This window comes from Pantoea sp. y20 (genome assembly GCF_054903455.1).
Genome location: NZ_JBUBNJ010000002.1, coordinates 634,016 through 647,257, shown reverse-complemented (window position 1 = coordinate 647,257; position 13,242 = coordinate 634,016). Strand labels below are relative to the sequence as shown.

Below are 13,242 nucleotides of genomic sequence, written 5' to 3'. Positions count from 1 at the left end.
GAGCTTTTATCTGGTGTTATTTATTCAACAGTTCTTTGCGAACAATTTCTGCACCTGCACTCAATGCATCTAGCTTGCCTCTTGCCACACCGCGTGGCAGAGGAATCATGCCGCAGTTGGTGCAAGGGTAGAGTTTATCAGCATCAACAAACTGCAGGGCTTTACGCAGCGTTGCTGCAACTTCTTCTGGCGTTTCAATGGTATTGCTTGCCACGTCAATGGCACCAACCATCACTTTTTTGCCGCGAATCAGTTCCATCAACTCCATCGGCACATGCGAGTTTTGACACTCCAGTGAGATGATATCGATATTCGACTTTTGCAGTTTAGGGAATATCTCTTCATATTGACGCCATTCTGTGCCCAGCGTCTTTTTCCAGTCGGTATTCGCTTTGATGCCATAGCCGTAGCAAATATGCACTGCGGTTTCGCATTTCAGCCCTTCAATGGCTCTTTCTAAGGTTGCGATACCCCAATCATTCACTTCGTCGAAGAAGACGTTAAATGCCGGCTCATCAAACTGAATAATATCGACGCCCACCGCTTCTAACTCTTTCGCTTCTTCATTGAGAATTTTAGCGAATTCCCATGCCAGTTTTTCGCGGCTTTTATAGTGGTTGTCATAAAGCGTGTCGATCATGGTCATTGGACCCGGCAGCGCCCATTTAATAGGACGATCCGTTTGCTGACGTAAAAACTTTGCATCTTCAACAAACACTGATTTTTGACGACTCACCGGACCCACAACGGTCGGCACACTGGCATCATAACGATCGCGGATTTTAACGATCTCGCGCTTCTCAAAATCTACGCCGTTGAGATGTTCAATAAAGGTGGTGACGAAGTGCTGGCGGGTTTGCTCGCCGTCACTGACGATATCAATTCCTGCCTGCTGTTGATCGTCCAGGCACAAACGCAGCGCATCTTGTTTGCCGTCGGTTAATTCCTGATCTTGCAATTTCCACGGTGACCACAACGTTTCCGGCTGAGCCAGCCACGATGGTTTCGGTAAACTACCAGCAGTGGAAGTCGGTAATAATTTTTTCATAGCAGGTGACCTTATATTTTTATCGGTAATCAAAGAACGGGAGTAAACCATTGCTCAAGAAGAGTTTGATATGGCTTAATGAAGCGCTCTTCAGTGAACTTTCCTTGTTCAATAGCCAGATGGCTACGTTCTTCTCGATCATAAACAATTCGCGTTAAAGAATAATCCTGATGGCTCAGGCTTGGCTGATAGTGTCTACCAGCTGCAGAATTCGCATTGTAAATCTCAGGGCGGTAAATCTTCTGGAACGTCTCCATGGTGCTGATGGTGCTAATCAGCTCAAGATTGGTGTAATCACTGAGTAAATCGCCATGGAAATAGAATGCCAGAGGCGCAGCACTGTTTGCCGGCATGAAATAGCGCGCCCGCAGGCCCATTTTACCGAAATATTCGTCAGTCAGAGAAAGTTCATCCTGCTGATATTCAATACCCAACACCGGATGTTCATTACCGGTGCGGTAATAGGTATTTTTACTGGATACGCTCAGGCAAATAACCGGCGCTTTATTGAAATTCGCTTTGTAAGCTTCTGAGTTAACGAAATGCTTGAAGATGTTGCCATGCAGATCGCCAAAATTATCTGGCGTGCGGAATTCAGTATGGTTCTTGTTGTGCTCAGACAATAAAACGCTGAAATCATAATCACGCACGTAAGAAGAGAAGTTGTTACCAACAATCCCTTCAATGCGTTCGTTGGTTTTTTTATCAACGATATTGGTCTTCAATATTTCGATCACCGGGAAGGTGCTGTTGTTGCCCTCGGCACCCAGATTCAGCTCAGCAGAAATAATCTCTAGCTCAACCGCGTAACGATCGCTTTTAGGGTTGTCCCAATGCGCCAGTGAATTGAAACGGTTATCAATCATCACTAAGGCGTTGCGCAGGTTCTCCTGACGCTTTTCACCACGCGCCAAATTGGCAAAATTGGTGGTGATGCGTGTATTGCCAGAAGGATTGTAATTTTCGTCGAAACGAAGGCTCTTAACAGTAAAAGTAAAGGCGTTGTTCATTTTAGTCTGCTATCCCGGTTACCAATAAAAAGCCTTGCTGTCGCTGGATTTCAGGATTTCCCAATGCTTTTGCAGGGTACTTTCATTCAGCAGGCTTGATATTATTTTAAGTTATTAACAATGGTACTTTTATGCCTGAGTCACTGGTTGAAAAAAAGTGATTTAATTTCATCGAACATGAAGGAATTTCATGATGAGGAGAGGAGGATGAACGGCGCTCACTGTAGCCAGCCTGTTCAACCTGGCAGAGGCTCTACAATTAAAGGTATACTCTTCCACAAATTTTTAACCGGTTAAGACACGACAATGGCAAAACTCACCTTACAAGAGCAGCTGCTGAAAGCAGGCTTAGTCAGCAGCAAAAAAATGGACAAGGTCCAGAGAACCGCTAAGAAATCACGCGTTCAGGCTCGTGAGGCCAGAGAAGCGGTGGAAGAGAACAAAAAGGCTCAGCTTGAGCGTGATAAGCAGTTGAGCGAACAGCAAAAGCAAGCGGCGTTATCGAAAGAGTACAAAGCGCAGGTTAAGCAGCTGATCGAAATGAACAAAATCGATATCTCTAAAGGCAATATTGGTTTTAATTTCACCGACAATAATTTGATCAAAAAAATCGACGTCGATAAGCAAACGCAGACACAACTGATTAATGGCCGATTGGCGATTGCGCGCCTGGCCGTCGATAGCAAAGGCGAGAGCCAATACGCGATTATTCCTGCCAGCGTCGCCGATAAAATTGCGCAGCGTGATGCGAACAGCATCGTGTTGAATAGTGCATTGAGTCAGGAAGCGCAGGATGAAGACGATCCGTACGCTGATTTCAAAGTGCCTGATGATTTAATGTGGTAAGCACAATGCCGGTTGCGCTGTCAGAACGGGCAGGCACACCGGGCGTTTAGGCACTCGCCGCTGACCGGATGAACAAACTTCAACTCGCTGGCGTGTAACATCAGACGCGGGGCGTGTTCGGTCCCCGCCAGCATAAGACCGCCATACAGGTCGCAACCCAAAATCGGATGGCCCAACAGCTGGCAATGGATACGCAGCTGATGGGTGCGTCCAGTCTCTGGCGTAAGTTCCACCCGCGTTAATGGCATGAACGTCTTATCTTCCAATAGGTGATGAGTGCGCTCAATCACCCGATAGCGTGAGCGAGCTGGCTTACCATTGATTGGGCAAATTGACATCAATGGAAATAGCGTCGGATCTTTGGCAATCGGCGCGTCAATCACACCTTCGTCGTCATGCAGATGCCCGCACAACAGTGCACGATAAATCTTGGTCACGCTGCGCTGGCTAAACTGCTGGCAAATTGCGGCATTGATCGCCTTATTGCGGGCAATCACCATTAACCCTGATGTGCCGAAATCCAGACGATGCACCAACGTGCAGCCGGGGAAAAGCTTCACTAACCGATGATGCACAGAATCGAGATTGCGCGGATTCTTCCCCGACAGGCTGAGCAGACCAGCTGGTTTATTGATCAGCAGCAGATGATCGTCCTGGTAGAGAATCTCAATCTCTTCAAGACATTGCGGGGCAATAAAGGTATCGATAATCGTAGACATCAGGCTGCCCGGCTGGCGAAGGGATGCGGATAATAGCGAATTTTGCGGCAACTGGCGAATCCGGGCATGTGTCTTTTCGCTCAGGCGAAATTTATCGTCCAGACTTAAAGCAAAGACGTGGTCTGCGCAGGCAATGTGCTTTACACTGCGCGCTGAAAAAACTGAGTAGATAACGATTAGGTAGGCGGCAATGGCGATGAACGGAACGATCACAACCTGGTTTCAGGATAAAGGTTTTGGATTTATCAAAGATGAAAATGGCGATAACCGCTATTTCCATGTGATTAAGGTCGCTAACCCTGAGCTGATCAAGAAAGACGCGGCGGTGACCTTTGAACCCACCACCAATAACAAAGGTTTGTCCGCGTATGCGGTGAAGGTCTCACCTGAGAGCAAATACATCTATATTGCCGGCGAGCGCCTGAAGCTCACCTCGATCAAATCTTATGTGGTTTACAGCGAAGACGTGCCGGTTGAAACGCGCATCGATAAAGAGAATACCGTGCTGTCGGTAGGTATTCTGATGAATAGCATCAAGCCGAAAACAGACGTTAAGCCGGATGAAACGCGCTCACTGAAAAAACTGGCGGTAACCACCTTTCAGGGAACGACTTTGATTTTCACGGCGGATGAAATTGATATTGATGCCACGGTGAAAATGCTTAAGGTGTGAAGATATTGTGATTAATTCTCAGCGGAAATCCTCACGCAGGATTTCCGCATTGATTATGCCGTTGGCCTTTCGTTCCATGCGTCGGTGAATTGAATATTTCCATCAACATATTTCCACGTGATCTTCGCGTAACGCAGCGCAACGCTTTCCATATGTCCGGTTCCTGGACAATTACGCGTGTCATGCATGATCGGCGATATCGAGATGACCTTTACGTCTTCCATTAATATGTTGAAGTACTCTTCTTCCTGACCGGCGTCACTGATGCGGTACCATTTGAGTTCCGCAGCTTTCAGCGTCTGGCCTGTGGCTACTGCCTTGTAAAGATAAGGGGAGGCAGAATCAATTTCTTTCTCGAACTGAAACGGAGCATGTTGCCGGGTTCCAGTCAACTTGCCGGAGCTGTTATCCGTGGGAATGCTGAGATTATGGTGAATACCCCTCAGCTCGATACTCCCTTCTCGGTTCATCACATCAGAACCACCACGAATTACAGCACCGCCATCATCTTTAATCCACATATGAACTGGAACTGCCATGTCAATTCTCCTTGTATTATTTATATAACCAACAGCCTGCTTTAGCGGACTCTATTAACATTCCTATCGTAAAGTCGGGAACCTGAACTGGAGTAGTTTTCTTAAAAGGATTCCAGGAAAATGGGATGTCTGGGTAATAAACTTTGATATCGAAACCAGCGGGGTCAACGTTAAATTTCGTAAAATACTCTTTCATTAACTCCTCAACCTCATACTCATCAATACTCAGATCGGTATCGAGATCAGTCTCATGGGTAAGAATCACTTTTCTAATGTTGAACAAATAGGTTCCGGCATACGGCCGAATGAAATCATATATTTGCTGTTCGATATTACTTACCATATTTTATCTGCTTCTGAGACAATAAAGTTGTAGTCCCTGATTGTACAGTAAACTATTTGGGATATATCGGCAGCGAGTATAATGACACCGAGTAGTGGAACGGTTCGCCCCACAAAAGTGCCAATATTCCTTACATAGATTTTCCTTGCAGTCCATGGGGTATAACCCCCTAACCATGTTGGAAGTTCAATCCCATAAGGGAATTTAGCTTTCTTGAATACGGCTCGTGAAGCCTTAGAGGCATAGGAAGTTCCTTTCGTGGTATTACCACCAATCTTCCCTCTCGTTGATAAGTTATTTCTACCTGAAACGATAGCCGCAACAGCTGAAAAATCAGCAACACCCAGTCCATATTGTTCGACAACCTTTTCACAAAAAATCATAAAAAAGAGTTCACTGCTCGTTAGATTCGAACGTCCAGCATAGAAGTACATCCCATTAAGCTGCTCAACCGTATCCATAATCATCCTCCCTGAATTACAGGCGGCCAGATTACAACGTGATGAACGCTATTTTTTGTTCAAAAGAGAGGAGTGGAACCACTAATAGCGGGTTAACTATTGGAGAGTTTAGGGAGATTATGGCAGCGTTTGCCTGGCAAAGGCAGCGTGGTCACCATGATTGGCGACCCAGCGTTTTCGTAGGGTGCACATTTATGCGCACCGGCTAAATCAGCTTAAAAACTCTGCCAATCCGCATCATTCACCACCGCAACGCGCGAGGGTTTAACGAATGAAGCCGTACGCACCACAGCCTGCTTTTGCTGAACTTCGCCAGCCGCCGCGACATGGAATTTACCCACCAGCTGATTCAAATTCCCGGCCTGTTCCTGCAGCGATTGCGAAGCGGCAGAGGCTTCTTGCACCAGCGCGGCGTTCTGCTGCGTAACGTCGTCCATCTGATTCACCGCTTGCTGCACCTGCACGATGCCCTGACTCTGCTCGACAGCGGCAGCGGCGATTTCTTCCACCAGCTGACTTACCTGATGAATGGCATCGTTCATCACGCTCATATTACGGCCTACGTCGCTGGCCTGCGCGGCACCGGCTTCGGTCAGACGATGTGACTCTTCGATCAGCGTTTTGATTTCGCGCGCGGCGGTGGTTGAACGTTGCGACAAGCTGCGCACTTCACCGGCTACAACGGCGAAGCCTTTGCCGTGTTCACCGGCACGTGCGGCTTCAACGGCGGCGTTCAGCGCCAGAATGTTGGTCTGGAAGGCGATGCCTTCAATGATCGAAACGATTTCCGTCACTTTGCGCGAGCTACCACGAATGTTATCCATGGTTGAAAGCATGGTGGTCAGTGACGTGCTGCTCTTCTCTGACAATCCGCTGGCGTTAGCGGCGAGCTGGCTGGCCTGGCGCGTGTTATCCGCGGTTTGACGTACGGTTTCACTCAGCTCGGTCATGCTGGCCGCGGTCTGCTCCAGCGATGCCGCCTGTTGCTCGGTGCGTGATGAGAGATCTTCATTGCCCGCGGAAATCTGTACCGATGCGCTGCTCACTGATTGTGACGCCTGACGCACCGAAGAGAGCGCGCCTGATACGCGATCCATCAGGACGTTAAACGAGTGCGCCATGTTGCCCACTTCATCACGACGGCTCTCATCTGCTTTCAGCGTTAAATCGAGGTTCTCGCTGGCAGTCATCATCACTTTGCCCGCAGCAGACAAGCTGCGACGAATGCGCAATACGGTGAACAGCGACAGCACGCCAAAAATCAGCACGGTGGCGATAACGCCGGTGATGGTCGTCCATAACACCGAGTGGAACGTGCTGCGGTTGGTGGCGCGCAGTTCATCGCCAATGGCGATATTCAGCTGCAGCTGTTTTTGATAATCGCTAATCAGCTGGCGAATGGCGGCTCCGATACCGGTTTGTCCATCAATCAGATTGAGGCTGATATCATTTTGATGCGCACGCGAGGCGTTGATAAATGGCGCCAGTGCGGCGGTGACGTGCTGAATATTGGCATAAGCGACTTCGGTTAAGCGCTTATCTTCATCGCTGGAGATATCGTGCGCCATGTAGTAATCGGTCTGCGCCTTCAAATCCGCCAGCTGTTTCTGGATCTCGTCCTCAATAGCCGGCATTTTGCTGTCGTCGGTCTGGCTTTTGTGTTTGTAGAGCGTTAACGCCAACTGGTTACTGCCATCAATCAGTTTTCCCAGATCTTTAATCGAGGGAATCGCATTGGCCTGTACATATTCAAAGCGATCCTGAAAACCAGAGAGTAAGGAAATGGCGAGTATCGCTTGCAGGATGATGGCGCCAAACAGTATGGAAAAGGTGGCAAACAGACGTTGAGAGATGTTCATTTTATTATCCTTAATCTTAAAGCGTCCCGGCAAAAGCCGCGTAGGGAAGAGGGCAGATTAATAACCATCGGCAGATTGAGGAAATTAGTTAATTTTTTTATTCAGGGTTTAAGTCTTCAACTGGTTATCACGCTAATTTTTAACATTTTTGCCGGCTACCAGCGCTGTATTGCATCGGATAAGTAAAGGACTACAAAACTCCGCGCTCCCTCCGATATTGCCTTACAGACCCGCTCTCTATGATTTCGGAAATCGTGAAAGTTTCTGAACTTAAAGAGAGTAAAATCCCATGAATAAAATTTTCCGCGTGATTTGGCATGCTGCAACGCAGCGTTATGTGGTGGCCTCGGAGCTGGCTAAGGGCAAAGTTAAATCCCAATCTTCGGGTAATGCGATGGGCAGTGCAGCGCGGAAAACAGCGGTGCTCTCTGGCCTGGCGATGGCTGTCGCTGTCACATTACCTGTCAGCAACGTATTCGCCGCGGCGATTATCGCCAACGGTGCAATCTTAAACTACGACGGACAGGATATCGTCTCGACCGCAAACAACAGTGAAAGCGGGCGCGGCTTGAGCGCATCGAATAAGGGTTCGATCACCTTTACCAACGGTTCGCTGACCACCAGCGGCACCGCCGGTGTGGGTGCGATGGCAAATACGGGCGCAACCATCACGCTGAAGAACACTGAAATTAAGACCTCGGGGTCCTCTGCGCAGGGCATGATGTCGCAAAACAACAGCAACATTAATGCGGATGGCGTCCATATCAACACCAGCGGCTCATCGAGCTACGGTGTACATGTTGTTGATGGCTCAGCCACGCTCAGCAATAGTTCAATTACATCATCGGCCTATGGTCTGGTTTCGCAAGGTTCTAATGGCAATATTAATCTTAGCGACACCATTGCCAGCACTTCAGGTGAACGCGGTCATTCTGCCTACGCATCAAGAGGCGGAAAAATCACCATCGATGGCAGCACACTCGCAACTTCCGGACATCTGGCATTAGGTGCCTATGCGACAGGAGCTGGAAGTCAAATAGATATTACTAACAGCAAAATAAGCACGACTGGGTCTTCTTCAGAAGCGGTAATGGCGCAGAACGGTGGCACGGTCAATTTAACCAACACAACCATTTTTACCGACCGAATTAACTCTTATGGATTACGTGCTAGCGGCAGCGGAGCGGTAGTGAATTATGATAACGGCACAATTACTACCTCCGGACCCACCACTTCCGTTCAGGCACTAAATGCGGGCAGTGAAGTAAACATTCGTAACGCGACGATAAATACCTCAGCTCTGGGTCTTGCAGCAACATCAGGCACAGTAACAGCGTTTAATACCGTTATTAATAATAATGGCCTTGAGGCGCCTGATACGATGGTGACCAACGATTTGACGAGCTTAGGAGCCGCAGTGGCAGCCCGTTATACTGGTGGATTAGCCAGCTTGAAGAATGTCCAGGTCAACAGTACACGTGGAAATTTACTCGGCGTTCGCGTTAGCGAAGGCGCCCTGGTTGAATTGGATAATGTTGAATTCAACCACGTTAGTAATGCTGATGGGTTGGCTGTTCTTAAGGGTGGAACGCTGAGGGGCGACCGTGTCAGCGTGAATATCGCGGGTCAGGATGGCGCAGCTTTGTCTTCGGGTATCTGGATGGGGATGCGTGATGGTGACAACCGCGTCGATTTAACCAATTCACAGATCACGCTCACCGGCGCGAACAGTGCGGGTATGCTGTTCCAGTCTGATGCGGTCAGCAACAACACCGTGTCGCTGAGCAACAGCGCGGTTACTGCGAGTGAAGGTAGTGCAATGGTGGTTTCCGGCACTGCCGATACCAAAGTCACCACTTCCGGCACCGCATTAACCGGCGCGACGCTGTTATCCGCAGGCATTGGCAATAGCGGCACGGTGAGCAATGTGACATTGACCGGTGATAACGGCTCAGTATTTAACGGTGATGTCATCATCGATCGCGCCAACACCGCGACTAACATCATCAACCTCGATAACAACTCCGTCTGGAGTGGTGCGACCAGCTCACTGGAAAATCTGAACCTGGCGAATGGCAGCCAGTGGAATGTTACGTCGAGCTCTGCGGTGGATAATCTGACGCTGAATAACGCCACGCTGAATATGACCGCGCCCGGCACCGGCTTTAGCCAGGTGACCTTGAGCAGCCTGAACAGCACCAACGGTACCATCGACTTCAAAACCCATCTGATGGATGACCACTCAGAGACCGATCATCTGCACATCACCGGTGATTACAACGGTAACAGCAACGTGGTGGTGCAGAACGCCGGCGGCACCGGCGCGCAAACCATCGATGGTATCGAGCTGATTCGCGTCGATGGCAACGTAAACGGTACGTTCACCCAGCAGGGCCGTATTGTGGCCGGTGCTTACGATTATCATCTGGTGCAGGATGCCAATAAATGGGTACTGGAGAGCAACAGCAACAACGTGGCACCGGGCAATCCAGGCAGCAATCCGGTTAATCCTGGCGATCCTGACAACGGCTCCGGCACGCCAGGCGATGATACCGGCACGCCGGGCAGTGGTTCAGGTAATGCGGGCGATGTGGGCAAGCCGGTTAAAGGCTTCCCGATTACGCGTCCGGAAGCGGGCAGCTATGCGGCTAACCTCGCTGCGGCGAATACCTTATTCACCACCTCGCTGGATGATCGTCTGGGTGAGACTCACTACATTGGCGCAGACGGTAAGAAACACGCCACCAGCTTGTGGTTGCGTAACGCAGGTGGACACACGCGCTTCAGCGATAATTCCGGCCAGCTGAAAACCACCGGTAACCGTTATGTGATGCAGTTAGGCGGCAATATCGCCAAGTGGAGCAGTAATGGTGCGGACCGTTTCCATCTGGGTGTCATGGGCGGCTACGCTAATGCGCAAAGTAACACACACTCCAACGTGACAGGTTACACCGCAAAAGGTCAGGTGCACGGTTACAGCACGGGCGTTTACGCGACCTGGTTGCAGGACAACGCTGACAAGACCGGTGCCTATGTTGACAGCTGGATGCTCTACAACTGGTTTGATAACAGCGTGAAAGGTGATGGCATCGCGGAAGAGAGCTACCAATCGAAAGGCATCACCGCGTCAGTTGAAGCCGGTTACAGCGTCAAAGTCGCGGAGATGAGCGAGCGTTCCAGCGTCTATCTGCAGCCGAAGGCGCAGGTGACCTGGATGGGCGTGAAAGCGAAAGATCATCAAGAGCAAAATGGCACGCGCGTGGTGGGTGAAGGCGACAACAATCTGCAAACGCGTCTGGGTGTTCGCGCTTACATCAAAGGCCACAATGCCATTGATGATGGTAAAAACCGCACCTTCGAGCCGTTTATCGAAGCCAACTGGGTGCACAACACCGAAACCTTTGGCAGCAGCATGAATGGCATCAGCGTGCAGCAAGCCGGAGCGCGTAACCTCGGTGAAGTGAAAGTGGGTGTCGATGCGAAGCTGAATAAAACCGTTAATCTTTGGGGCAATATGGGTCAGCAGATGGGGGATAAGGGTTACAGCGATAACAGCGCGATGGTGGGCGTGAAAGTTAATTTCTGATAACACAAATCGCGCCGCTACGAATGCATGCATGCTTCTGTAGCGGCGCAGTTTATTGCGCAAATTTATATAATTACGGCCTGCGGAACAGCGCCATACTGCGGCCTTCCAGCTCGAAATCCTTCTCCTTGGTAATCACTAACCCTTTCTCAACGCTGTCAGACGTCGAAAGCTCCAGCACCCAGCCGCCTTCACCAAACTGTGGAATACTGAACGGCACATTGCCTTCATACGGATTAAACAGCATCAACACGTCATGCCAGATGCCTTCCTCCGGCTCTAAATCCGGGCGACCGAGATACACCCCGAGCGTGGTGCCATCGTCCCATTGATCATCCTGCTGGAAGCCGCCACCGGCGTTAAACCATTTGATTTCCATACCATCGCGCCAGCTTTCACGCCGCAGCAGCGGTTGTTGAGCGCGTAACGCCAGAATATGTCGGGTAAAGTCGCGCAGCGCATCAGCAGAAGGCGGCAGGTTTTCCCAATGCAGCCAGGAAATTTCGCTGTCCTGGCAGTAGCCGTTATTGTTGCCGAGTTGACTGCGACCAAACTCATCACCCGCCAGCAACATCGGCGTGCCGTGCGAGAACAGCAGCGTGGCGAGGAAGTTGCGTTTCTGCCGCTCACGTACCGCGTTGATGCCTTCATCGTCCGTCGGGCCTTCCGCACCGTAATTGTACGAACGGTTCTCGTTATGGCCGTCATTATTATCTTCACCGTTGGCTTCGTTGTGTTTCTCGTTGTACGAAACCAAATCGTTGAGCGTGAAGCCATCATGCGCGGTAAGGAAGTTAATGCTGGACCAGGGACGGCGACCGCGCTGATCGTAGAGATCGCCAGAACCGAGCAGGCGCGCGGCGAAGTCATTAGTGACCATGTCACCTTTCCAGTACTCACGCACCGTATCGCGATACTTATCGTTCCACTCCGCCCAGCCCGGCGGGAAGCCGCCAACCTGATAACCGCCCGGCCCGATATCCCACGGCTCACCGATCAGTTTCAGTTTGGACAACACTGGATCCTGCATGATGGCATCGAAGAAGCCACTACGCTGGTCAAAGCCTTCCGGTTCACGGCCCAGTACGGTGCCGAGATCGAAACGGAAGCCATCAACGTGCATGGATTCGGCCCAATAACGCAGCGAATCCAAAATCATCTGCAGCACGCGCGGATGCGACGTATTCACGGTGTTACCGGTACCGGTGTCATTGATGTAGTAGCGATGCTGATCCGGCAGCGTGCGGTAATAAGAGTAGTTATCGATGCCCTTAAACGACAACGTGGGGCCGAGTTCATTGCCTTCGGCGGTGTGGTTGTAAACCACGTCGAGGATCACTTCGAGGCCAGCATCGTGGAAGGCGCGCACCATATCGCGGAAGCCCTGAATCCCGCGCGGACCAAAGTAGCGCGTGGCCGGGGCGAAGAACGCCAGCGTGTTGTAACCCCAGAAGTTTTTCAGACCGCGATCCAGCAGATGCTGATCGTCCGGGAAACCGTGCACCGGCAGCAGCTCCACGGTGGTTACGCCCAGGCTTTTGATGTAATCGATCGAAGCCTGATTGCTTAAACCGTCGTAAGTGCCGCGCATCTCTTCGGGTACCGCCGGATTAAGCTGACTAAAACCTTTAACGTGGGCCTCATAAATGACCGTTTTCGACCACGGAATATTCGGTCGATTAGCATCCTGCCAGTCAAATTCATTGGGATCGATGACCACACATTTGGGCGTAAACGGTGCGCTGTCGCGGGTATCGAAACTCAAATCCTTATCTTCATGCAGCAGGTCATACGCGAAGTGCGACTCGTCCCACTGCAATTCGCCCGCCAGTTCGCGTGCGTAAGGGTCGAGCAGCAGTTTGTTAGGGTTAAAGCGATGGCCATTTTCCGGCTCGTACGGGCCGTGTACGCGATAGCCATAGAGCGCGCCGGGCTGCAAGCCGGGAATGTAGCCGTGCCACACTTCATGGGTGTATTCCGGCAAATCGAAGCGGGCGATTTCGTTTTCGCCGCTCTCATCGTACAAACACAGTTCGACCCGCTCAGCGCAGGCCGAAAACAGCGCAAAGTTCACGCCCTGGCCATCATAGTTAGCGCCAAGCACTTGTCCCGAACCTGCTGTAATTTCTAGAGGCTTACTTGTCATCCATTATTCTCC

The 13,242-nt window shown here is 50.5% G+C and carries 11 protein-coding genes; 3 read left to right on the top strand and 8 right to left on the bottom strand.

The window, feature by feature from the left end:
- Positions 1-16: 16 nt before the first annotated feature.
- Together ACYAC5_RS22795 and ACYAC5_RS22790 are read right to left on the bottom strand one after the other, a co-directional pair.
- On the bottom strand, positions 17-1,048 hold the full coding sequence (locus ACYAC5_RS22795) for a methionine synthase (RefSeq protein WP_101761313.1): 1,032 nt from the start codon (positions 1,046-1,048) through the stop codon (positions 17-19).
- Between the two features lie 29 nt (positions 1,049-1,077).
- Complete coding sequence (locus ACYAC5_RS22790) at positions 1,078-2,058, bottom strand: DUF1852 domain-containing protein (RefSeq protein WP_110867169.1); 981 nt, start codon at positions 2,056-2,058, stop codon at positions 1,078-1,080.
- 306 nt (positions 2,059-2,364) lie between these two features.
- Here ACYAC5_RS22790 and ACYAC5_RS22785 point away from each other — a divergent pair, with 306 nt between their 5' ends.
- Positions 2,365-2,904, top strand: a complete 540-nt coding sequence (locus tag ACYAC5_RS22785; protein ID WP_101761315.1) for a DUF2058 domain-containing protein — start codon at positions 2,365-2,367, stop codon at positions 2,902-2,904.
- A 20-nt stretch (positions 2,905-2,924) separates the two neighbouring features.
- Here ACYAC5_RS22785 and ACYAC5_RS22780 read toward each other — a convergent pair whose 3' ends face one another.
- Entirely contained in the window at positions 2,925-3,623 is a 699-nt protein-coding gene (locus ACYAC5_RS22780) for an RluA family pseudouridine synthase (RefSeq protein WP_462063144.1), read from the bottom strand.
- 190 nt (positions 3,624-3,813) lie between these two features.
- Between ACYAC5_RS22780 and ACYAC5_RS22775 the strand changes: the two genes are divergently transcribed.
- Complete coding sequence (locus tag ACYAC5_RS22775; protein WP_101761317.1) at positions 3,814-4,296, top strand: cold-shock protein; 483 nt, start codon at positions 3,814-3,816, stop codon at positions 4,294-4,296.
- Positions 4,297-4,349: 53 nt separating this feature from the next.
- Here ACYAC5_RS22775 and ACYAC5_RS22770 read toward each other — a convergent pair whose 3' ends face one another.
- The 4 genes from ACYAC5_RS22770 to ACYAC5_RS22755 all read right to left on the bottom strand — a co-directional run bounded on the left by ACYAC5_RS22770 (position 4,350) and on the right by ACYAC5_RS22755 (position 7,498).
- Positions 4,350-4,835 carry an Hcp family type VI secretion system effector gene (locus ACYAC5_RS22770; RefSeq protein WP_192235130.1) on the bottom strand — a complete coding sequence of 162 codons (486 nt, stop codon included), beginning with the start codon at positions 4,833-4,835 and terminating at the stop codon, positions 4,350-4,352.
- Between the two features lie 16 nt (positions 4,836-4,851).
- Entirely contained in the window at positions 4,852-5,178 is a 327-nt protein-coding gene (locus ACYAC5_RS22765; protein WP_192235129.1) for a DUF1493 family protein, read from the bottom strand.
- The gene (locus ACYAC5_RS22760) at positions 5,172-5,639 is read right to left on the bottom strand and encodes an STM2901 family protein (RefSeq protein ID WP_462063143.1); all 468 of its coding nucleotides are present in this window, start codon (positions 5,637-5,639) and stop codon (positions 5,172-5,174) included. Before ACYAC5_RS22760 ends, ACYAC5_RS22765 begins: the two co-directional genes overlap by 7 nt.
- A gap of 215 nt (positions 5,640-5,854) precedes the next feature.
- The gene (locus tag ACYAC5_RS22755; protein WP_462063142.1) at positions 5,855-7,498 is read right to left on the bottom strand and encodes a methyl-accepting chemotaxis protein; all 1,644 of its coding nucleotides are present in this window, start codon (positions 7,496-7,498) and stop codon (positions 5,855-5,857) included.
- Positions 7,499-7,787: 289 nt separating this feature from the next.
- On the opposite strand from ACYAC5_RS22755, the gene ACYAC5_RS22750 reads away from it, so the two are divergent.
- Positions 7,788-11,084 carry an autotransporter outer membrane beta-barrel domain-containing protein gene (locus ACYAC5_RS22750; protein WP_462063140.1) on the top strand — a complete coding sequence of 1,099 codons (3,297 nt, stop codon included), beginning with the start codon at positions 7,788-7,790 and terminating at the stop codon, positions 11,082-11,084.
- A gap of 73 nt (positions 11,085-11,157) precedes the next feature.
- On the opposite strand, the gene glgX is transcribed toward ACYAC5_RS22750, so the two are convergent.
- Positions 11,158-13,230, bottom strand: a complete 2,073-nt coding sequence (gene glgX, locus ACYAC5_RS22745) for a glycogen debranching protein GlgX (protein WP_192412792.1) — start codon at positions 13,228-13,230, stop codon at positions 11,158-11,160.
- Positions 13,231-13,242: the final 12 nt, after the last annotated feature.